Source organism: Streptomyces daliensis, assembly GCF_054782395.1.
The window spans coordinates 16,694-36,807 of sequence record NZ_BAAGSO010000077.1; the positions used below are offsets into that span (position 1 = coordinate 16,694).

25 protein-coding genes are annotated in these 20,114 nt (G+C 70.8%); 11 read left to right on the forward strand and 14 right to left on the reverse strand.

Annotation, left to right across the window (positions count from 1 at the left end; translation table 11 throughout):
- Positions 1–26 precede the first annotated feature (26 nt).
- The 11 genes from ACYVOO_RS16970 to ACYVOO_RS17020 all read right to left on the reverse strand — a co-directional run bounded on the left by ACYVOO_RS16970 (position 27) and on the right by ACYVOO_RS17020 (position 9,511).
- On the reverse strand, positions 27–1,253 hold the full coding sequence (locus tag ACYVOO_RS16970) for a tyrosine-type recombinase/integrase (protein ID WP_461016481.1): 1,227 nt from the start codon (positions 1,251–1,253) through the stop codon (positions 27–29).
- A gap of 75 nt (positions 1,254–1,328) precedes the next feature.
- Positions 1,329–1,574 carry a helix-turn-helix domain-containing protein gene (locus tag ACYVOO_RS16975; RefSeq protein ID WP_461016482.1) on the reverse strand — a complete coding sequence of 82 codons (246 nt, stop codon included), beginning with the start codon at positions 1,572–1,574 and terminating at the stop codon, positions 1,329–1,331.
- 470 nt (positions 1,575–2,044) lie between these two features.
- On the reverse strand, positions 2,045–3,520 hold the full coding sequence (locus ACYVOO_RS16980; protein WP_461016483.1) for an ATP-binding protein: 1,476 nt from the start codon (positions 3,518–3,520) through the stop codon (positions 2,045–2,047).
- 3 nt (positions 3,521–3,523) lie between these two features.
- Positions 3,524–4,396 (reverse strand): bifunctional DNA primase/polymerase, encoded by an 873-nt coding sequence (locus ACYVOO_RS16985; protein ID WP_461016484.1) that lies wholly within the window; start codon positions 4,394–4,396, stop codon positions 3,524–3,526.
- A gap of 249 nt (positions 4,397–4,645) precedes the next feature.
- Positions 4,646–6,898 carry an FtsK/SpoIIIE domain-containing protein gene (locus tag ACYVOO_RS16990; RefSeq protein WP_461016485.1) on the reverse strand — a complete coding sequence of 751 codons (2,253 nt, stop codon included), beginning with the start codon at positions 6,896–6,898 and terminating at the stop codon, positions 4,646–4,648.
- A 91-nt stretch (positions 6,899–6,989) separates the two neighbouring features.
- Complete coding sequence (locus ACYVOO_RS16995) at positions 6,990–7,301, reverse strand: hypothetical protein (protein ID WP_461016486.1); 312 nt, start codon at positions 7,299–7,301, stop codon at positions 6,990–6,992.
- A 3-nt stretch (positions 7,302–7,304) separates the two neighbouring features.
- Positions 7,305–7,481: a hypothetical protein gene (locus ACYVOO_RS17000; protein ID WP_461016487.1), complete on the reverse strand. Its 177-nt coding sequence runs from the start codon at positions 7,479–7,481 to the stop codon at positions 7,305–7,307.
- Between the two features lie 83 nt (positions 7,482–7,564).
- Positions 7,565–7,900: a hypothetical protein gene (locus tag ACYVOO_RS17005; RefSeq protein ID WP_461016488.1), complete on the reverse strand. Its 336-nt coding sequence runs from the start codon at positions 7,898–7,900 to the stop codon at positions 7,565–7,567.
- Entirely contained in the window at positions 7,897–8,793 is an 897-nt protein-coding gene (locus tag ACYVOO_RS17010; RefSeq protein ID WP_461016489.1) for a protein spdB, read from the reverse strand. The genes ACYVOO_RS17005 and ACYVOO_RS17010 overlap by 4 nt, the downstream gene beginning before the upstream one ends.
- A gap of 17 nt (positions 8,794–8,810) precedes the next feature.
- On the reverse strand, positions 8,811–9,257 hold the full coding sequence (locus tag ACYVOO_RS17015) for a Pycsar system effector family protein (protein ID WP_461016490.1): 447 nt from the start codon (positions 9,255–9,257) through the stop codon (positions 8,811–8,813).
- Positions 9,254–9,511 carry a DUF6284 family protein gene (locus ACYVOO_RS17020; protein WP_461016491.1) on the reverse strand — a complete coding sequence of 86 codons (258 nt, stop codon included), beginning with the start codon at positions 9,509–9,511 and terminating at the stop codon, positions 9,254–9,256. Before ACYVOO_RS17020 ends, ACYVOO_RS17015 begins: the two co-directional genes overlap by 4 nt.
- A gap of 442 nt (positions 9,512–9,953) precedes the next feature.
- Here ACYVOO_RS17020 and ACYVOO_RS17025 point away from each other — a divergent pair, with 442 nt between their 5' ends.
- Genes ACYVOO_RS17025 through ACYVOO_RS17035 form a run of 3 tightly spaced genes read left to right on the forward strand, consistent with a single transcriptional unit; the run spans position 9,954 to position 11,792 of the window.
- Positions 9,954–10,766 (forward strand): GntR family transcriptional regulator, encoded by an 813-nt coding sequence (locus ACYVOO_RS17025; protein WP_461016492.1) that lies wholly within the window; start codon positions 9,954–9,956, stop codon positions 10,764–10,766.
- Positions 10,756–11,145 carry a hypothetical protein gene (locus ACYVOO_RS17030; RefSeq protein ID WP_461016493.1) on the forward strand — a complete coding sequence of 130 codons (390 nt, stop codon included), beginning with the start codon at positions 10,756–10,758 and terminating at the stop codon, positions 11,143–11,145. Before ACYVOO_RS17025 ends, ACYVOO_RS17030 begins: the two co-directional genes overlap by 11 nt.
- Complete coding sequence (locus ACYVOO_RS17035) at positions 11,142–11,792, forward strand: YdcF family protein (RefSeq protein ID WP_461016494.1); 651 nt, start codon at positions 11,142–11,144, stop codon at positions 11,790–11,792. Before ACYVOO_RS17030 ends, ACYVOO_RS17035 begins: the two co-directional genes overlap by 4 nt.
- Positions 11,793–11,812: 20 nt before the next feature.
- On the opposite strand, the gene ACYVOO_RS17040 is transcribed toward ACYVOO_RS17035, so the two are convergent.
- Positions 11,813–12,076, reverse strand: a complete 264-nt coding sequence (locus tag ACYVOO_RS17040) for a GntR family transcriptional regulator (protein ID WP_461016495.1) — start codon at positions 12,074–12,076, stop codon at positions 11,813–11,815.
- 372 nt (positions 12,077–12,448) lie between these two features.
- Here ACYVOO_RS17040 and ACYVOO_RS17045 point away from each other — a divergent pair, with 372 nt between their 5' ends.
- The 5 genes from ACYVOO_RS17045 to ACYVOO_RS17065 all read left to right on the forward strand — a co-directional run bounded on the left by ACYVOO_RS17045 (position 12,449) and on the right by ACYVOO_RS17065 (position 16,251).
- Positions 12,449–12,730 (forward strand): hypothetical protein, encoded by a 282-nt coding sequence (locus ACYVOO_RS17045; RefSeq protein ID WP_461016496.1) that lies wholly within the window; start codon positions 12,449–12,451, stop codon positions 12,728–12,730.
- 343 nt (positions 12,731–13,073) lie between these two features.
- Positions 13,074–13,259, forward strand: a complete 186-nt coding sequence (locus ACYVOO_RS17050; RefSeq protein WP_461016497.1) for a DUF397 domain-containing protein — start codon at positions 13,074–13,076, stop codon at positions 13,257–13,259.
- Between the two features lie 415 nt (positions 13,260–13,674).
- Positions 13,675–14,097 (forward strand): type II toxin-antitoxin system RelE/ParE family toxin, encoded by a 423-nt coding sequence (locus ACYVOO_RS17055; RefSeq protein WP_461016498.1) that lies wholly within the window; start codon positions 13,675–13,677, stop codon positions 14,095–14,097.
- Positions 13,982–14,362 (forward strand): helix-turn-helix domain-containing protein, encoded by a 381-nt coding sequence (locus tag ACYVOO_RS17060; protein WP_461016499.1) that lies wholly within the window; start codon positions 13,982–13,984, stop codon positions 14,360–14,362. The genes ACYVOO_RS17055 and ACYVOO_RS17060 overlap by 116 nt, the downstream gene beginning before the upstream one ends.
- A 365-nt stretch (positions 14,363–14,727) precedes the next feature.
- Positions 14,728–16,251, forward strand: coding sequence for a sensor histidine kinase (locus tag ACYVOO_RS17065; protein ID WP_461016500.1), 1,524 nt, complete (start codon positions 14,728–14,730; stop codon positions 16,249–16,251).
- 80 nt (positions 16,252–16,331) lie between these two features.
- Here ACYVOO_RS17065 and ACYVOO_RS17070 read toward each other — a convergent pair whose 3' ends face one another.
- Positions 16,332–16,484, reverse strand: a complete 153-nt coding sequence (locus ACYVOO_RS17070; RefSeq protein WP_453348941.1) for a hypothetical protein — start codon at positions 16,482–16,484, stop codon at positions 16,332–16,334.
- Positions 16,485–16,620: 136 nt separating this feature from the next.
- Complete coding sequence (gene phoU / locus ACYVOO_RS17075; RefSeq protein ID WP_453348940.1) at positions 16,621–17,319, reverse strand: phosphate signaling complex protein PhoU; 699 nt, start codon at positions 17,317–17,319, stop codon at positions 16,621–16,623.
- A 423-nt stretch (positions 17,320–17,742) separates the two neighbouring features.
- Between phoU and ACYVOO_RS17080 the strand changes: the two genes are divergently transcribed.
- The 3 genes from ACYVOO_RS17080 to ACYVOO_RS17090 form a co-directional block, all read left to right on the forward strand.
- A complete protein-coding gene (locus ACYVOO_RS17080) occupies positions 17,743–19,071 on the forward strand; it encodes a sensor histidine kinase (RefSeq protein WP_461016501.1) in 1,329 nt (442 codons plus the stop codon).
- The gene (locus ACYVOO_RS17085) at positions 19,068–19,748 is read left to right on the forward strand and encodes a response regulator (protein WP_453348938.1); all 681 of its coding nucleotides are present in this window, start codon (positions 19,068–19,070) and stop codon (positions 19,746–19,748) included. Before ACYVOO_RS17080 ends, ACYVOO_RS17085 begins: the two co-directional genes overlap by 4 nt.
- A 126-nt stretch (positions 19,749–19,874) precedes the next feature.
- The coding region (locus ACYVOO_RS17090; protein WP_461016502.1) for a helix-turn-helix domain-containing protein at positions 19,875–20,114 on the forward strand (240 nt) is incomplete at its 3' end.

The following is a 20,114-nucleotide window of genomic DNA, read 5'->3' on the forward strand; positions in this document are numbered from 1 at the left end:
TCTGTCGGTGGGCCGTCTGTGGGCCGTCAGAGCGCGCCGTAGAGCGCGGCCACGGCCTTCCGGGTGCGCTGCTGGCTCGTGGGCATGAGGTGCGCGTACACCCGGAGCGTCAGGCCCGGGTCGGAGTGGCCAAGGTACTCGGCAAGAGCCTTGACGTTCTCCCCCGCGTCCAGGAGCACGGAGGCGTAGAAGTGCCTCAGCGCGTGCATGCCGTGCTCGCGAGCGGACGCGTACTTCTCGCCGGGGCCCGGCGTCGGGATGACGCCAGCGGCGGCCAGCGCGGGCTTCCACGTGTCGCTGTTGAACTGGTTCCGCCAGATGTGGTTGCCCAGCGGCGCCGTGAACACGAGCCGCCTCGTCACGCGCGGCCCAGTCACGGTCTTCCACGGAAGCGTGATCTCCACGGGCGGGAACTGCTTCATGTGGGCCCGCAGGACGTCCGCGATCGGGCCAGGCAGGGGCACGTCACGCAGCTTGCCGCGCTTGGGCGGTGCGAACACGGCCTTGCTGCGGCTGAGCTTGAGCTGTTCCACGACGTGCACCGTGTCCGTGTCGAAGTCGATCGCGTCCACCGCTATGCCGAAGATCTCGCCCTGCCGGAGTCCGCAGCCCGCCCCTAGATCCACGGCCGCCCTGTACCGCTCGGGAAGCGCGTCCCGCACCGCGAACACCCGCTCAGCGAGCCAGGGCACGACGCGCTTCGGATCGACCTCGGGCGCCTTGACCGACCGGGCAGAACACGGGTTGGAAGTCAGCATGCGGTCATCCACGGCAGCGCTCAGGACGCTGCGGACGTTCGAGTAGATGACCCTCGCGTAGGAGCCGACGACCCCGGCCGCCTTGAGCTGCTTGAGCCAGGTCCGGATGTGCTCCGGGCGGAACGAGTCCAGCGGGCGTGAGCCGATGTACGGGTAGGCGTGCAGCCTGAGCTGCGATTCCATGGAGAAACCCGTGTTCTCGTCGCCCCCGTGATCCTTGAGCCACTGCTCTGTGTACTGCCGGAAGGTCTTCCGTCCCGCCTTCGGGTCGATGTACTGGCCGCTGGCCATGTCCGTCTCAATCTTGGACAGCCACTGCTCAGCGCGGCGCTTCTGGCCGTCTGGGAAGCTCTGGGACTTCTCGGTGCCGTCGGGGCCGACGTAGCGGGCGCGGTAGCGCTTGCCGGTGCCGTAGCGGTCGCTCTTCACGCGACGGGGCTTGCCGTCGGGGCCGTCCTCGGTCTTGTACCAGCGGTCTTGGATGTGACCTGCCATGCGCTGAGGGCTCCTCTGGGCATGAAGCAGGGGAGAGCCCTGGTAGGGCCCTCCCCTGGGATGACGTGGTGTTTTCTAGGCGGCGGCCAGGCCGACGCCCTTCTGCTGGGTGACGTACGTCTGTACGTCGGCGGGGTCGTAGCGCACGTGCTTGCCGATGCGGAAGCCGGGCGGTCCAGTGCGTTTCTTCCGCCACTGGTAGACGGTTTCGAGTGGTACGTCGAAGATCTCGGCGATGTCGTCGGGGGTGAGGTAGCGGTCGGGCAGGCCACTGCGGAGGGTGGCGCGGGGGTCGGGTTGAGCAGAACGGGTCCGGCTCATGGGGTCCTCTGAAGTCGAGTCAGGCCGCTGTCAGCTCCGGGGGCGCCCCGGGAGGCCGTGTGTGTCCGAGGTGGGGATTTCTGCGTCACCGCGTCATCTGCGTCATCTGCGCCTCTGACCTGCGGGTTTGAGTGACGCAGAGGTTTCGTGGTGCGTCACCTGGTGACGCACGGGTTCGTCATCGGTGACGCGGGTGACGCAGGATGACGCAGCCGTTAGCCGTCTGCGTCACCGCTGTCACCGCAGGCCAGGGGCCGTTTTCCGCCCTGCGGTGACGCAGGTGACGCAGCATTCCCTCTCTTAGGAAAAAGAGGGGGTGTCTGTTGTGGTGTGGTGCCGCTCAGGGCGTGGAGAAGGAGCCGCTGCGCGGCGCGTCCTTTGTGCGGCGCTGTCGCGCCGAACAGCAAGAGGAGCACCCGGGCGCGTGGCCCGTGGTGCTCCTCTTGCGTGTTCCCGGCGACCGGCGCCGGTCAGAACGCCTCGGCCTGTTCTTGCGGGGGTGTGGGTGCTTGTCGGGTCATCTCCAGGTAGCGGCCCTCCTTGGTGCGGCCGGAGTCGATGAGGACGCCCCGGGCGGCGAGGGTGGGCTGGAGGCGCTTGAGCCGATCGGAGAGGACTTTGCCGGTGGTGGGCCAGCCCTTGGGCAGGGGACGGCACTCCTCGCCCGCGTAGAGGCGGCTGAGGTGGTGCAGCCACTCGGTGGAGGTCATCCGCTGCGCCGTGCCCGGTTCGATGCTGGCGGCGTGCTGCAACACCGTCTGCGCCAGCAGGTCGCCCTCGATGACGTCGTCGTTGAGGTCGTCCAGGCTGGTGCGGTAGGCGGTGAGCGCGCCGAAGCCGGTCGCGGCGTCGAGCTGCGCGCACAGGTGCGCGAAGTCCGCCATCCGCAGATCGGTCGGGGTCTCGGCCAGGGCCGCGCGGACCTTCACCGTCAGGTCCAGCAGGGACCCGAGGATGACGGGCAGCACCTCTTCGAACTCGGTCCACAGCTCCGCCTCGGTGCGCCGCACGCCGGGCCGCTCCAACCGGAGCGGCAACAGCCGCTCCGCGAGGTCGGGGCGGATGACGCCGACGTCGATGCCGGTCAGCAGCAGGGGGCGGCGGTAGCGGGCACGCACGACGTCCCCGTCGGTGAACAGGGCCCGCTTGACGTTCTCCGCTCCGGTGACGATGCAGCACATCGCGTCCGAGAGGTCCGGGGTCATGTGCGAGAGGTTGTCCAGCGCGGTGACCCACCCGGCCGCCACGGCCGCGATCAGGTTCTCCTCGTCCTTGGGGGCGCGGCGCAGGTCGCCGCTCATGCCCTCGATGATCCGCACGAGCATCCTGCCCCCGGTGGACTTGCCCGCGCCCTGGGGGCCGGTGAGGAAGGGGGCGGGGACGGGCACGGAGGGGCCCAGGCAGCCGACGAGCCAGGCGAGGGCCAGGCATTCGGTCTCTGCGGTGGCGAAGTTGCACAGCCTGAGTAGTAGGTCGATGCCCTTGCCGTCGGTGTCCCTGGCGGGCAGGGGCAACTCGCCGGTGAGCTGGGTGCGGCGCCAGCACACCTCTTGCGGGTCAGGGGTGGTGATGTCCCACCCGGTGGGGTGGATGCGCACGGACTGTCCGTCGGCCCGTCCCAGGTCCAGCCAGGTTGCGCCGTCGAAGCCGGGGGCGACGCGGATGTGCACGGGCTGGGTGTCCTCGGTCAGGGCGAGTGCTTCGATCAGGTCCAGTGCCTCCTTGAGCGCGGTGCCGTTGAACACGCCGATGCCGTCGCGGAAGAGTCCGACCATGAGTTCCTGGCGGTGGCTGCCGGTGGTCCCTTGGGAGCGGATGGGGCGGGCCACGGGGTGGCCGTTCTTCTGCGCGTAGACAGTGCCGTCGGCGGTGCGGAAGTAGCGGAAGTGGGCTTGGGCGTAGTCGGTGATGACCTCGCGGGCCGGGGTCTTCTCGTCCTCGGACATGGCTCACATCCCCAGGGCGGTGCGGGCGTTGGTCCACGCGTCGGTGCAGTGCCGGGCCGTCTCCCCCTTGGCCTGCGCGGCCGTGAACAACCGGGAGACGTGGGTGTCGGTGAGGCAGCCGCACCGCCCGTGCGTGGCCAGCACGGCGAGGAAGGTGCGGTACACGGTCGCGTGGATCGCGCTGCGGGCCTCGCTGATGCGCGCTTCGGCCATCGTGATGCCGCGTTCCAGGTAGGCGGGGGTGCGGTGACGGCACACCCCGCCCCCACCCCCGGCGGGCACGCTTACGGCGCACGGCATGGGCCGGGCCGTGGCGGGTTCCTTCACGGCCAGCGCGTGCACCGCTTCCGGCAGGTTCGCGAGGGTGCCGGTACCGGGACCGAGCCAGCGGGCGTAGGCCATCGTGGACTTGAGGTCCACGCCCGGCCTCACCGCGTTCACCGACCGCATGGCGCCCCGGTAGATCCAGTGCTCACCCCGCGTCGTCGGCACGGTGCGGGTCGTGGGCAGGGTGGTGCGGGCCCAGGCGACGGCTTCTGCGTTGTCGAGGTCCACGACGGTCAGCCCGGCCCCGCCCGGGTGGTAGGCGACGGCCGCCGCCTGCCCCCACGCGTGCCGCCAGGGGCCGGAGTCGATGACGTCCGGGTCGATCGTGGCAGCGGCCCACCCGTGGCAGACGCCGGGGCAGTGGCAGGGGCCTGCGGTCTTCATGTTCGGCCGTCCGCCACACGCGTTGTTGGCGCACGCGCGGCAGTTGCCGAACGGCACCTTCCCGGCCCGCAGGGGCAGCACAGGGACACCGGAGGCCGCGAGTGTCAGCGCGGTGCTCAGGCACGGCCTGTTCCGCGCTCGCGGACTGTCGGTGAGTTGGGTCATGCTGGAGACCTCCTAAGTCTCTTGCTGGAGATGGGAGGACAGGGCGGCCCCGGACTTTGGCGAGACGGGGGCCGCCCTCGTGTGTGAAACAGGGGTTGTGAGGGGGTGTGGCGGGGGCCGCTATGCCCCCTCTACGGGGTGCTACTTCGCAGGTCAGGGGGCCTCTACCGGGGGGTCTGCCGGGGTAGTGGTCCCCCGCTACGCGACGGGATGCGGTAGACCCCGGGCGTGGGGGTGCGGGGTAGGGGGTCAGGTAGCGGGGGTGCCCTCTACCGGCTGTGCCGGGGTGCTCTGGCGGGCGGCGAGCAGCAGTTCCTCGGGGACGGCGGCTTCGAGGTCGGAGCGGCGCCATCCGGCGCGGTTGACGCCGGAGATCTTGACCTGCTTGCTGGTGCGCTCGACTCCCGCGGTTTCCAGTTCGGCGGCGAGCTTGTCCGCGTCCCAGTCGCCGTAGCGGTCCTCGTCGGCGTTGACCAGACGGTTCAGCAGGTCGGCGGTGTGCATGCGGTCCGAGTGCCGCATGGCGTCCAGGCAGTCCGAGAGGACCGGGGCGATGACGAACCCGGCCTGGTCAGCCTTGGCCGTCACGTCTCCGGCCGCGTCGCCGCTGATCTGCCCCAGCGGCTCGCGCAGCGCGCGGCCCTTGAGACACAGCGCGTTGAACTCGGTCGTGGTCAGCAGGTCGTTCTTGACCGTGGCGTAGGAGGCGGGCCCGGTGACCAGCACCGTCACACCCGTGTGGTCCTCTGACAGCAGCGAGGCATCCGCACCCGTGGCGGCCTTGCCCGAGCCGAGGACCATGTCGGAGCTGGTCTTGTCGGTGACCTGGGTGCAGCACCGGATGGTGATGATCTCCCGCAGCTTCGTCGGCACCGACTTCGCGTCCGGGCGCTGGCTCGCGTAGTTGGAGATGAACCCGGCAGCCGGTCCGCGCCGCGCGATCCGCCCCAAGTCGTCCACGACCTCTTCCCGCTCCCTGTCGTCCATGGTCAGGAAGGCTTCTTGCAGCTCATCGACGGTCAGGAAGATGAACGGCAGCCGGTACTTCTCGATGATCTGCGGGGTGAGCTTGCCCTCAGGACAGATGGAGGTGGGCAGGCCCCGGAAGAGCGCGAAGCGCCGTTCCATCTCCGCCAGCAGCTCCTTGAGCATGGCCTTGAACGCCTCGATGGCGTCCTGTTCCGCGCCCAGCACGAGGCGGTGGGCGACGTGGCGCATGCCCATCCAGTCCTGCCCGCCCTTGAAGTCGGCCACGTAGTGGCACACCCACGGGTCCAGCAGCCCGGCCGCCGTCATCAGGCGCTGCGTGAACGTCTTCCCCCGGCGTGGCAGGCCGCCGAAGAACATCGACTGCCACACCACCGGGACATCGACGCGGTTGCCGCGTGCGTCCTGGCCGAAGGGGATCGGGTCCCAGATGGAGAAGCGCTCCATCCGCGCGAGCGGGGACGGCGTCGAGTCGGCAAGGTAGGGGTCATCGTCCGCGACCCACATCGAGACCCGGCCTGCGTTGCCGCCCTTCGCGGCGCGGACGCGGGACATGATGACCTGGATCTCGTCCACCCCGAGTTCCTGGGCGAGGACTTCCCGCTTGGCCAGAACATCGGAGGCGGTCTTGCCGCCGCCGCGCGGAAGGTCGAAGACCACCGCCCAGCCCTTGCCATCACGAACCGGGCCCATCACACAGGTGACCTTGGGCCCGTCGTCGTCGCCCTTGCCCGCCTTGAGGAGTCCTGCGGCGCGCAGGGCGTCGTTGAGCTGGGTGGCGGACATGTCCACCCGCAGCGGCGGCGCCGCTTGGTCCAGCAGCCGCGTCTCCTCCCCCCGCCCCAGGTAGGCCAGCGGCACGCCGACAGCCGCCGCAACACCGGTCTGCAACAGCGGGTCGGCCAGGTAGAGGCCCGTCGCGGCGGCGGCCACGCCGGTGGCGGCGATACCGAAGCGCCACCGCCGCGTCTGGGTGCGGACGGCGTGCGCGGCCTGGTGGCGGGCGGCCAGCTCCACATCCTCCGGCCGCGCCCGGGACTGCGCCCGCAGCGCCTTGACGGTGGCGGTGTGGTCCTGCGCGGACAGGGTGGGCCAGATGCCCGCGCAGGCCCGGAACAGGCCGCGCGCGGCCAGCAGCACCGCTTTGAGCAGGTACTTGGGGGTGCGTACGCCGTGGTAGCGGGTGTGCCACCACGACAGCCGCACAAACGCCGTCACGTTCGCCTGGATAGAGGCACGCGAGCGCGCCCAGGCAGGAAGCACGGGTGCGTCGGGAACGGTCAGCCAGTCCGCCAACGGGTTGTCCGGACGGTCCACCGCCTCCACCACCGACACCTCGCCCCCGGTGCCGGCCGAATCCTCACCCGGCGCAGAACCCGGAGCGGGATCGGGCGCGGGCTTGACCAGACTCACTGTCGGCGCGGCCGGTGTGGGGCGGTGGTCGTCGAGGTGGTGCACGGTGCCCATCGCAGGCTCCCGCTGGTCCTGCTGCGGGGTGGCTTCGGGTTCGGGCATGCTGGGTCTCTCCTGTCTGCTTTCGGGTGGTGCAGGGGCCCGCGACGGCCGACGAAGCTGGCAGGCCAAGGGCGGCCGTCGCGGGGCGGATCTACCTGCGGGCGCGTTCCACAGAGCGCAGATGCTTCTCAGCGGCCTTGCGCTTCTCGCGGGCCTGAGCACGCTCGGGGCCGCGAGGGGCGGTGCGCTCCGCGACCGTCGCAGTCGCCACCGCGTCGCGCGCGGCCTTCAACGCCGCCGAGTGGGCCTCAGCCTCACGACGGGCGCGGTCCTCGGCGCGGCGGTCGATCGCGTCGAGCTGCCGCTCGATACGGCTGATGTCGCCCGCCGACCGCTTGGCTCCCTTGGCCAGCAGGCGGGCGCGGGTCAGCTTCTCGGTGCGGGTGTAGAGGCGGTCAGCCATGGGTCAGTGCTCCTTGGTGAAGTCGGCCCACACGGACCGCAGAACGACGACGCAGACCGTCAGCGAGACGGCGCCGATCGCGAACGCGACCATGGACACCGACAGGGCGACGGCCAGGAAGCCGCCGCCGACCCCGATACCGATCCACTTCGCCGCACCCCCGCCGGAGGGCGCGGGCACGGGATGGTGGGGGTGAGTACAGGCAGGCGGCTGCGGACGGTCGTAGCAGCCGCACCCGGCCTCATGCCGATGCGCGGGAACGTTCACGGGAACCTCCGGGAGGGGAATGCCGAAGCGCTGGCCAGGGGGCGCGCGGTGCGGGCTTCCGCACGGCTGAGCTGGTCAGCCCGCACGCGCGGCGTGGTGGTGTTCCAGGGGAAGGGGCGGATGCCGTCAGCGGCCTGGTGGACCCGGATCGCAGCGCCCGAAGGGGCGTCGGGCAGCGGGTAGACCGTGCCGCCCTCCAGCGACGCGAGCAGCCGGGCCGCGTGATGCCCGCAGCCCGCAAGGCCGGAGCCCTGCGCGTCCTGGACGGTGACCGTCACCGGGCCACGGCAGGGGTCCGGGTCGTCGGGATGGGCGGCGGGGCAGCGCGTCATGACCGTCCCTCCGAGCCGACGTGGGGGCCGTCCGGGGCGGCTGTGGTGACGCGCTTCCAGGCGGCCCGCAGACGGACCTCGGAGGCGGCGTGACCGGCGGCACGGAAGCGGCTTGCCGTCTCCCGGTAAGACAGCGGTGGAACCTCGCTGTCCCGGATCTGGACGACCAGCGCGTCCAGCGCCTCATCCGTGAGCGCGGGGGCCGCCTCCAGGGCGGGAACGGGCTGAGTGGGGCCCCAGATGGGGAGTTCCCAGCGGGGTGTGACTCCGGGCGTGACGGGAGCCGTCACGCTGGTCAGCGCCCTGCCCGTGCCCTCACCCTTCCGTGCCTTCTCCAGGGTGGCCCACGCTTGGGAGAGGGTTTCGGCGGTCTTGGCCTGGACGTCGGCGACGCGTGCCCCCGCCTCCGTCACCGCCGCAAGCCGCGTCTCTTCCGTGCCCGCCTCGGCACGCAGCCGGGCGCGAGCCACGGCCGCCTCGTCCCGGGCTTCCTGCTGGATGCCCTGGATCGCCTCCAGCGCGTCCGGGGTGAGCGCGGTGCGCTCCCACAGGCTGTGCACCACCCACAACGCCTTGGCCGCGAGCGGCAGCCAGGCCACAGCCAGCCACGCGGCGGACTCCTCACCGGTGAGCGCGTGGGTCACCAGCACGCCGGTCGCCCCGAGCCCGAAGGCCCAGCCGATACCGGTCACAGTGCGGTTGTGATCGCCCTGCGCGGCAAGTCGGCGTTCGTAGGCGAGGGTGGCCAGCCATCCCCCGTCGATGCCCAGACCGACGACCAGGGCCACCGGCTCGGGCACGGCCGAACCGAGCCACATCACGACCACGGCCAGGGTCAGGACCATGGAGACGGCCGTCATGGCGACGGCGGGCAGCATGGTCGTCGCGCGCATCCGGCGCGCCCAGGCCCTCACGCCGCACCCCCGAGGGTGAGCAGGGCAGCCAGAACCAGCAGGGCCCCGCCCACGCAGGTGAGATCTACCGCGCGCCGCAGGCCCCGGTACTTGGCCACGGCGAGGCGGGAGAGTCCGGCGACGTCGGCCGCCAGGTCCCGGCCGGTGGCGGTGGCGGTGATCTCCTCAGCGGTGAGGGTGGCCCACAGTGGGAAGCCGTGCCGTCCGGCCAGGTTGGGGCGGACCGAGCGCAGCAACAGACCGGCCGCCGCGACCAGCAGACCCATCCCCAGCCCGCCCACCACCACAGCGGCAGCGTTCAGGGGCGCGTCCTTGGCCACCGTCCAGGCCCCGGCCAGCACGGCGCCGACGAACGCCAGCAGCAACGCGGTCTTGCTGTCGGTGCGGGTGATCTCCGCCTTCACTTCGGCGTGCGCGGCCGTCAGCGCGTCCTCGCGGGTCATGCCGCATCCCCCGTCCCCGCCAGATTGGCAGCGGCAGCGCGGGCGTCCAGCACCTTGTGGAAGGCGCGGCGCAGACGCCGCGCGTCCAGCTCGGACGACGTGCGGTTCATGGTGATGATCTGTGCGTCCAGCAGCTCGACCTCGGCGTTGATGACGGGCATCTCCGCCTCGATGGCATCCAGCTCAGCCGCCGTGGGCTCACGCCACGGAGCGAAGGCCGTAACAGCCTCCTGAACAGTCACGATGTGATTCACGGGTGTGTCCTCTCAGACAGGACGGCCCTACAGCGGCCCCGGTGTTCCAGCACCGGGGCCGCGCGCCGTTGAAGGGTGGGCCCCGCCCGTACGGCTGTGCCGGACGGGCGGGGGAAATAACAGTCCGCAGCGCTGTGCGCTGCGAAGCGGTCAGAGTTCATGCGGTGTCTCCTTCGGGAGCGCGCTCCCGTTTCAGGCGTATGGAGACGTGGCCTTTCGGCCTAAGCCCTCCGGTTGACCAGGGGTCCGGGTCCCTCGGCCCGCTCTGTCCCGGGCCCCTCGTCGCGCACGGCGCCAGGCAGCCCGAAGAGGGCCACCCATGGCGACCGCCTTTGCAGTCCTAGGACTGCGCGGCGACTGAGACGACCATGCATCAGTAGTCCTAGGACTGTCAACAGTCCTAGGACTATGTTTCACTGGAGGTCGTCGAGAGGAGTTCTGCATGGCGCCCAAATGGCGAGAGCTGGCGGACCGCTTGGCCCTACAGATCCGGAACGGCGAGTTCGCCCCCGGCGAGCAGTTGCCGTACATCCGGGACCTTGTCGAGGCCGGGGAAGGCTCCAAGGCGACGGTCCACGCTGCTTACAAGGCCCTGGAGGCCGAAGGGCTGGTCACGTCGTCGCGCGGGCATGGCACCGTCGTACGGCCGCAGACTCCGCTCAAGCGGCTGAGCATCGAGCGGTACGACAAGGCGAAGTGGCGCGACGGCGACGAGGTCGCGTTCATCGCGGACCGTGTCGCGTCAGGTCGCACATACCGCCGTGGCGAGCAGACGCAGACGGTCAGCCTCGTCGAGGCACCGCCGGTCGTCGCGGAAGCTCACGGCCTGCCGCCTGGCTCCGAGGTGTACGCGCGGGCTCGGCTCGTGAAGGAAGGCGAGCAGCCGACGCATTCCCTCACCAGCTACTACCGACCAGAACACGTCGAGGGAACACGCCTCGTGGACCCGACCCCGGGCCCGGCCGGTCGCGGTGGCGGTTACCGGGTGCTGTACGACGCCGGGTACGAGATCGACCACATGCGAGAAGAGCTGTTCGCCCGCACCCCGACCCCGGACGAGGTGAAGCTGCTCCTGCTGCCAGCGGGCGAACCCGTCGTAGAGCTGCACCGGAGCACGTACACGGCTGACGGAACGCTGGTCGAGTTCGCCATCGGCGTGCACGCGGCGTCCCGCTTCGCCTGGGCGTACGACTTCAAGGTCCCCGACTCCGCCAACGACCAGACCCCTGAGAAAGGAAGCCCTCGTGCCGAGTGAAGGAAAGCCGCAGCCGATCGACACTGCGGTCATCACGACCCCCAACGACGTCCCCACCACCGACCTGTGGCAACTGGCGCCCCGGCGCGAGCACCACACCGCACGTGTTCTCGGCCAGGACGCGAGCGATGCCGACGCCACGGACGTGCTCGCCGCACTCGCCCTCGGCACCGTGATCCGCCGCGTCCTCGACGACCAGGAGCAGCGTCTGCTGTTCGAGGGGCTGCGGCACGGAGCGACATGGGAACAGCTCGCGGGAGCGCTCGGCGCGACTGATCTCGCACAGGTCCAGGCCGCGTTCATGGCATGGGCCGAGCAGCTCCCGGACGACGAGGCCACCGAGGCGCTGCGCCTCGTGGGAAGCGGGAAGGCGAAGTGATCTCAGCACGAGCATGGGAAGACGCTCAGACCATCTGGGACTACCACCAGATGCACCACGAACCGCGCCCGTGCTCGGTCGCGGTCGGCCTGGGCAGCCACGACCTGGGCGTAGCCGATACGACGGTCGGTCTCTATCGGCGCGGCATGGCGCCGCTCATCCTCTTCACGGGCTCGACGAGCCCCACGACGCGGGAGCGCATGCCGCGCGGTGAAGCGGTCCACTACCGGGAGCGCGCCCTTGAGCTGGGCGTCCCGGACTCCGCCGTGCTCGTCGAGCCGAACGCCCGCAACACGGGCGAGAACATCCGCTTCAGCCGGGCCGTGCTCGAAGAACAGGGCGTCGACGTGAAGTCGGTGCTGCTGGTCAGCAAGCCCTACGAGGAGCGACGGGCGTACGCCACGGCCCGCAAACTGTGGCCGGACGTCGAGATCGTGAGCGCGTCCACCCCGATGACGCTCACGGATTACGTCGACTCGATCGGGGATGCGCGGCTGGTCATTGACATGCTGGTCGGCGCGCTCCAGCGCTTGCTGATCTACCCCGAGCAGGGGTTCATGGTCGCCCTGCCGGTGCCCGACGACGTGATGGGCGCTTACGACCGGCTGCGCGAGGAGGGGTTCACGAGCCGCCTGGTGGCGTCGTAGACGAGGGGCCGGTGGGCCGCTCAGGTGTCGGCGGGTGGCTGGCCGACGTAGGTGCCGCGTCCCTGCACGGTCCATACCGCGCCGTCCTCGGCCAGTAGCGCGATGGCGCGCCGGACCGTGGACCGGGCCAAGCCGTACTCCTGAACCAGTCGGGTCTCCGAGGGGATCGGTCGCCCCTCTGCCCAGTCGCCGCGCGCGATGCGGGCACGCAGGATCTCGGCGAGCTGCCGGTACGGGGTCACCGGTCCTTCGTGGTCAATCTCCGCGTTCGGGTCTGCGGCCATGGTCATGACGCTATGCAGGCCCATACGGCGCAGCACTTTGAGATACGTATCGATACGAGTCGAGACAGTGCGATACAAGTAGGTCTACGCTGCGGACACGAAGAAGCCCCGACAGCCGGGCGAACGGCTTCGGGGCGCGGACACCAGCTTGAGGAGCTGACGCCGTGACCGACTCTAGCCGGACCCGCCGAACGGATGAAGCACCCCGTCATTCGGGTCTGAGGCTGCGGGTGTACCGGATCAACGCGGTGACCGGGGTTCACACGGAGCTGCCCGCAGTGGATACGACACCGGGTGCCCCGCTCATCAGCAACAGGTACCCGCTGTGTCTCTGCGGCTCCCCCCGCTGCCCCGACCGCAAGGCGCGCGGCGATGAGCGGTGAGACGACGCCCCGGTATCCACTGGGCCCGTGCCGCACCTGCGGCAGGTACGGGCCGGATGTAGAGGTCATCCCGAAGGTGCCGCAGGAGAAGGGCCGGGTGCGGGACGTGCTCGCCTGCGCTCAGCACGCGCCCACGTACATCGCCTCCAGCCGTGATCTGGAGTGGCTAGCCCGTCGCCGCTCGGCCGCAACCGGGGAGGCGTTCGAGGAAGCGCTCACCGTCCTACGCGGCGTCCGCCAGCAGGCCATCACCACGGCGGGTGACTCATGAGCGAACGTGCCCATCAGCCCTGCGCGTTCTCAGCCCGCCTGGTTGGGAAAGTGATGCTGAATGGCTCATTCCGCGAGTAGCGTGCCAGGTCAGAAAGGGTGGGCCCCGCGCACGCGGGGGTGGTCCCAAGGCGAGCAAGGGGAAGAACTCAGCACAGAAGTGGTCCCCGCGCACGCGGGGGTGGTCCCCGGTCGCCTCTGGCCCGCTGTTCGCGCTCAGAGTGGTCCCCGCGCACGCGGGGGTGGTCCGGCGGTGACGCGCGATGAGCTACACCACCCGCCGTGGTCCCCGCGCACGCGGGGTGGTCCCTCTCTGCCAGCTAAAAGTTTGCTCGGAGGCATTCATGCCAACAAGCCCGTGGGTCGTTAGCTCGTACTGCAACGAGGAGGAGAGCGCGTGCCTGGAGGCGCGCACGGTCCCGCACGGCGTCGAGGTGCGGGACTCCACCGATCACGGTCGCCCCAGGATCGCGTTCGGCGTCGGCGCCTGGACCGCGTTCCTGGAGGGGTACAGCATCACAGACGCCTGAACAGTGGGAGGCGTTCGGCGGTCCGGCTTGCGGAGTGGTTCCCCGCGCACGCGGGGAGCCACTTTCCCCAGGCGTCCCCCAAGGCGGCCCCGGGCATGGGAAGCCCTGGTCAGATGTGGTGGAACTGGCTCGCCGCGAAGCTGTCGATGCTCAGCACTGGGCCGTCTCTGGGCCGTCCGAGGGGGACCAACAACCACCAACGACCCCCCTCAATAACCCACCTCCCGTTGCTCCGTAGCAGGTGAGACGGCATTCGTGCAGGACCGCCGTTGCGGCTATCAGTCCCAGGGCAAGAAGTAACCACGCCCCGGCCCCCACACCCCGACGACCGAGCCCCCTGCCCGCGGCCACCCCGCGAACAGGGGGCTCGGTCTTTGGCAAGCACCACCTGACCAGCACGTATAGCATCAACGCTATGGCATGGGGTACGGTTGAGCTAGAGCCCGAAGTGGATCAATGGATTCATGACCTGTCCGACGAAGAATGGGCCCAGGCGCTCTTTCACCTGGATCTACTGGAAGAGTGGGGTGTCGAACTCGGCTTTCCCTATACGAGCCAGTTGGAGGGAAAATTTCGCGAGCTGCGGTTCTACTGTGGCGGACAACGGGTGCGGATCACCTATTTCGTCACCGGTGAGCGTCGCATCATCATGCTCACCGTGTTCCGCAAAACGCGTCAGCGTGAGCAGGCCGAGGTGGGGCGGCCAAGCGCGCGATGCGGGTATGCGTCGAGGCAGGCCACACCGTGGATGGCGAGGAGACATCGTGAGCGCTCCAGAACGACGTACGCTGAGCGACCTGAAATCCGGCGAACGTTTCAACCGGCCGACCGTGCGTGAAGCGTACGAGCTGACCCGGTTGCGCTTCGAGCTCGCTGAAGTGGTTCGGCGACGCCGCGAAGAGCTCGGATGGTCACAGGCGGAGCTTGGGCGCGAGACGGGGATGACCCAGTCCAGCATCGCTCGCTTCGAACACGGCGGCACTCAGCCCACGCTGACCACGCTGGAGCGGCTTGCCGAGGCACTGGGACTGGTCCTCAAGGTCGAGATGACGACACCCCCGGACCCGGAGGCCGAATCCCACCGCGACCTTAGCCCTGTGTGAGCCCCCTCCGGGGACACGACGCCCGACGACCGAGCCCCCTGTCCGCGGCCACCCCGCGGACAGGGGGCTTGTTCGCGCCCTACCGGACGGGCCGTCCGCTTCCCTACCGTGGCTCGTTCGCGGAGGAACCCGACGGCAGGAGGCACCATGCGCGCGACCGCGACCAGCACGGCTCTCGCACACGGTCCGGACGACGACGACACCGACGACGACCGGCAGCAGCGCGAAGAGGACGAGCGGCGACGCAACGACTGGGGAGCCGCATAGGGCCCCGCCCTCTCCCCGGTCCTCTCCCCGAGCGCTGAACGTCCGATCACGATCACGATCACGAGGCGCACCGTCCCCGCCCTGCTTACGCTCGAAGCGTGACCGACGCACCAGGCGCGCAGGGCGGCGACGGCGCCCGACGGAGCCGGGACCGTGCGGGACCGGCACCCGCCGACGCTCCCGCTCCCGCTCCCGCTCCCGCCCTCGCCCCCGCCCCCGAGGCGGACGACGCCCCGCTCCCGCGCTGGGCCCTCCTCCCCGGCGAGCTGGCAGCGGCGCTCGCGAGCGGTCAGCCCCCGGACCCCGGCGGCGCGACCCGCGCGGACGGCACCCGCCCAGCCCACCGCGTCCACCCAGCCCACCGCGTCCACCCGATCCACCGCACCCCGCGCGACTGGGCCGTCGACGCCGTGCTCTTCGCCGGTGCGGTGGTCCTGTGGTGGCTGATGCTGGACTACAACCACGACGCCGAGGCCCGCTTTCTGCCCGGCTGGCTCTCCGCCGCCGACGCCGTGCTGGGCGCCTTCGCCTGCCTCGCGCTGTGGGCGCGCCGGCGCTGGCCGCTGGCCGTCGCGCTGGTGCTGGTCCCCGCAGGTGCCGTCAGCAACACCGCCTTCGGCGCGCTGATGACCGTCGTCCTCAACCTCGGTCTGCGGGTCCCCTGGCGGCGGGCGCTGCTGGTGCTGGGGCTGTACATCGCGGCGTCGGCGCCGTACGTGCTGGTCTACTCGGTCCCGTACGAGGGCGGCTGGTCCAGCGCCACCTTCGTGCTCGCCTTCTACCTGGTCTTCTTCGCCTGGGGCGCCGCCATCCGGGCCCGCCGCCAGCTCGTCGTACGGCTGCGCGCCGACGCCGAGCGCGAGCGCCGCGAGCACGCGCGCAGGCTCGCCGACACCCGCCGCGCGGAGCGCGAGGCCATCGCGCGCGAGATGCACGACGTGCTGGCCCACCGCATCTCGCTGCTGTCGGTGCACGCGGGGGCGCTGGCCTACCGTACGGAGCAGTCGGCCGCGGGCGGCGGCCCCGCGCTCGGCGACGCCGAGGTGCGCGAGAGCGCCCAGGTCATCCGCGACAACGCGCACCACGCGCTCGAAGAGCTGCGCGAGGTGCTGCACGTGCTGCGCGCCGACGAGAGCGGCGGCCAGGACGCGCCCTCGGCCCCGCAGCCGACGCTCGCCGACCTCGCCGAGCTGGCCGAGGAGGCCCGCGCGGCGGGACAGTCCGTCACCCTGCGCCGCGCCCTCGCGCCCGACCCGGCGAAGACGCTGCGCGCCCAGCACGAGCGCACCGTCTACCGCGTCGTGCAGGAGGGCCTCACCAACGCGCGCAAGCACGCTCCGGGCGCCGCCGTCACCGTCACCCTCGAGGGCGGGCCCGGCGGGGATCTCGTGGTCACCGTGGTCAACCCGCTGCCGCCGGGGCTGCGGCCCGCCGGGATTCCCGGCGCGGGCGCGGGGCTCACGGGGCTGCGCGAGCGCGTCACGCTGGACGGCGGCGCGCTGGACCACGGCAGCGCGGACGGCTCCTTCCGCCTCCGCGCCCGCCTCCCCTGGCCCGCTCCCGCGCCCCCTCCCGCTCCCGACGCCGACCCCGGCCCCGAAGGGGACTCCGGGCAGCGCTGAGGGCCCCGTCCCATCGAACCGGACAGGGCCCTCAGCACCGGTGCCGGTGCCGTCACATGGGCACCAGGGACGACAGCGCGTCAGCCGCAGCAGCCACCGCACTGGCACGGGCCGCCGGACTGGCAGCCGCATCCGCAGCCGGGGCCGCAGCCGCAGGCCCCCAGCAGGGGCAGCGACCTGCGGCCCTCCTCGATGTGCTCGGTGGACGTACGGGTGTCGGGGGAGTCAGCCATGAGTTCCCTCCTCGGCAAGGAAAGGCGTGAGCTTCGCCCGCCTCCTGCCCATTGCACCGTCCGCCGGAGCGGGCGCATCGAGGGCGCGTGGTTGCACGTGCCGCCCCGCCGGGGCGGCACGCGGGCCGCGCGGCGCTCAGGCGCCCTCGACGGGGGCCGTGCCGTCGTTCGCCGCAGCGGCCGGGTCGATCTCGTCGGCGTAGTCGCCCGTGACCAGGTAGACGACGCGGCGCGCGACGGAGACCGCGTGGTCGGCGAAGCGCTCGTAGTAGCGGCCGAGCAGGGTGACGTCCACCGCCGTCTCGATGCCGTGCTTCCAGCGGTCGTCCATCAGGTGCTGGAAGAGCGTGCGGTGGAGGTCGTCCATCGCGTCGTCGTCCTGCTCCAGCTGCATGGCCAGATCGACGTCCTTGGTGATGATGACCTCGGCGGCCTTCGCCATCAGCCGCTGCGCGAGCTGCCCCATCTCCAGCAGGGTCGCCTGGAGGTCACGGGGCACGGCGGACTCGGGGAAGCGCAGCCGTGCCACCTTGGCCACGTGCTGGGCCAGGTCCCCCGAGCGCTCCAGATCGGCGCTCATCCGCAGCGAGGTCACGACGATCCGCAGGTCGGTGGCGACCGGCTGCTGGCGGGCCAGCAACTGTATGGCGCGGGTCTCCAGACCGCGCTGGAGGTCGTCGACCTTCTCGTCCGCCGCGATGACGCTCTCGGCGAGCTTGAGGTCCGCGTCCAGCATCGCCGTGGTGGCGCGGCCGATAGCGGAACCTACGAGCCGGGCCATCTCGACCAGGCTGTCGCTGATCGAGTCCAGCTCCTCGTGGTACGCGTCCCGCATGACTGTCCTTCCCTCGCATGGGTCGTTTCCGAAAGGCTCCGGGGCGCTCCGTCGGCGCTCCCGTCGAAGAGCACGAGCCTCTCCACGCTCCCACGCTCCGTCCGAAATGCGTCCGGATCCGCCCTCCGGAGTGAACCGCCACCGTCACCGAGGTGAACTCTGAGAGACGGTGCCCCTTCGCCATGATCACTCGACGCGCCCGTACCGCGTCCCCTCCGGGCCCGTACCGGTACGGCACGGGACGAAGCGCCCGGAGTGCCCCGCTCCGCCCCCGCCCCGCCCCCGACCCGCTCTCCCAAGGGGCGCCGGGCCCGCGTACAGAGTGAACCAGCACCGACCTGACGGTGAATTCTGGGGGACGAGTGTTCGAGCTGGGACCAATAGGTCTGGGGGACTGTCACGACGGGCGCATAACCTGGACGCATGGACGTGAACGCGGCGGTCGCCGCAGCGGCAGCGATCGCCGGTCTCTGCACCGGCGTCATCGCCGTACTGGCGTTCCGCTGGAGCGAACGCGAGCAGGCCCGCCCCACGCGGACCTCGCTGCACACCGATGCGGTGCTCCCCCCGGGGGTCGACACCGTGCTGTCGGTGCTGCGCTCCTCCGCCGTCGTGCTGGACGAGAGCGACGCCGTCGTCAAGGCCAGCTCGGCGGCGTACGCGCTGGGGCTCGTGCGCGGCGGGCAGCTCGCCGTGGAGCCGATGCTCCAGATGGCACGCGACACCCGGCGGGACGGCGAGATACGCCAGATCGAGCTGGACCTGCCGCGCAGGGGCACGGGACGGGGCGACGCCCTCGCGGTCTCCGCGCGAGTGGCCCCGCTCGGCTCCCGGCTGGTGCTGCTGCTGGTCGAGGACCTGACCGAGGCGCGCAGGATCGAAGCGGTGCGACGGGATTTCGTCGCCAACGTGAGCCACGAGCTGAAGACCCCTGTCGGCGCGCTCTCCCTCCTCTCCGAGGCCGTCATGGACGCCTCGGAGGACCCGGAGGCCGTCGAGCGCTTCGCGGGCCGGATGCAGAATGAGGCGAACCGTCTCACCAGCCTCGTCCAGGAGCTGATCGATCTCTCCCGGGTGCAGAACGACGACCCCCTGGAGGACTCCGAGCCCGTACGCGTGGACGAGCTGGTCGGCGAGGCCATAGACCGCTGCCGGCACACCGCGAGCAGCAAGCACATCAACCTGGCAGCGGGCGGCACCGAGGGGCTTCACGTGTGGGGCAACAGGGGCCAGCTCGCGGCGGCGCTCGGCAACCTCGTCGAGAACGCCGTCAACTACTCCCCGGCCCGCACGCGGGTCGGGATAGCCGGGCGCCGCATAGCGGCCCCCGGCGGAGACCTGATCGAGATCGCGGTGACCGACCAGGGCATCGGGATCTCGGAGAAGGACAAGGACCGGATCTTCGAGCGCTTCTACCGCGTCGATCCGGCGCGCTCCCGCGCCACAGGTGGCACCGGCCTCGGCCTCGCCATCGTCAAGCACGTGGCCGCCTCGCACGGCGGGGAGGTCACCGTATGGAGCGCCGAGGGACAGGGCTCCACCTTCACCCTGAGACTGCCGGAGGCGGCGAGTGCGAGGGAGAGGGCAGAGGCGGACCGGCGCGGCCGGGACCGCCTCTCCGGCGCGTTGCAGGAACCGGCCGTCTTCGAGGACGAGGAGCGGCCGTACGAGGACGGCCCACCGGTCGACCGACACCACACGTCAATTGATTCGCTTCGCGACACTGATTCTGCCCCGGAGGTCCGCCCGTGACCCGAGTGCTCGTCGTCGAGGACGAGGAATCGTTCAGCGACGCACTGTCGTACATGCTCCGCAAGGAAGGCTTCGAGGTCGCCATCGCGTCCACGGGGCCGGAGGGGCTGGATGAGTTCGAACGCAACGGCGCCGATCTGGTGCTGCTCGACCTGATGCTGCCGGGGCTGCCCGGCACGGAGGTGTGCCGCCAGTTGCGCGGCCGCTCCAACGTCCCGGTCATCATGGTGACCGCCAAGGACAGCGAGATCGACAAGGTCGTCGGTCTTGAGATAGGTGCCGACGACTATGTGACCAAGCCCTTCTCCTCGCGCGAGCTGGTCGCGCGGGTGCGGGCCGTGCTGCGCCGCCGCGGCGAGCCGGAGGAGGTCACTCCGGCGGCCCTGGAGGCCGGGCCCGTCCGCATGGACGTGGACCGTCACGTCGTCACCGTGGGCGGCGGCAAGGTGGACCTCCCGCTGAAGGAGTTCGACCTGCTGGAGATGCTGCTGCGCAACGCGGGCAGAGTGCTGACCCGCATGCAGCTCATCGACCGCGTCTGGGGCGCCGACTACGTAGGGGACACCAAGACGCTCGACGTCCACGTCAAGCGGCTGCGCGCCAAGATCGAGCCCGACCCGGGCGCGCCCCGCTACCTCGTGACGGTCCGGGGCCTGGGCTACAAGTTCGAGCCGTAAACCGGCCCGCAGGGCCGCGAGCGAGTCACCGTCGCACGAGGCGAGGCGTACGTAGCACGAGGAAGCCCCTCCGCCCGGGACCTTGGGTTCTAGTGGTCGTTGCAACACCCCAGTTCAAGGGGTGCGATGGACTTTGAGGTCCGCAAGGTGCGCTCGGCGCAGGGGCGCAGGAAGCTCCACGCTGAGCGGGCGGAATACTTCCGGCTGGTGAAGGCGGGATACACCAACAAGGAAGCATCCGCGGCGGTCGGTGTGAACGAGCGCACCGGACGTGAGTGGCGCAATGGCCGGTGGGACCCTCAGCGGCTCAGACCGCCAGCGGCCCAGGCGACGCGCCGCCCCGATCAGGAGCGCGTCTACATCAAG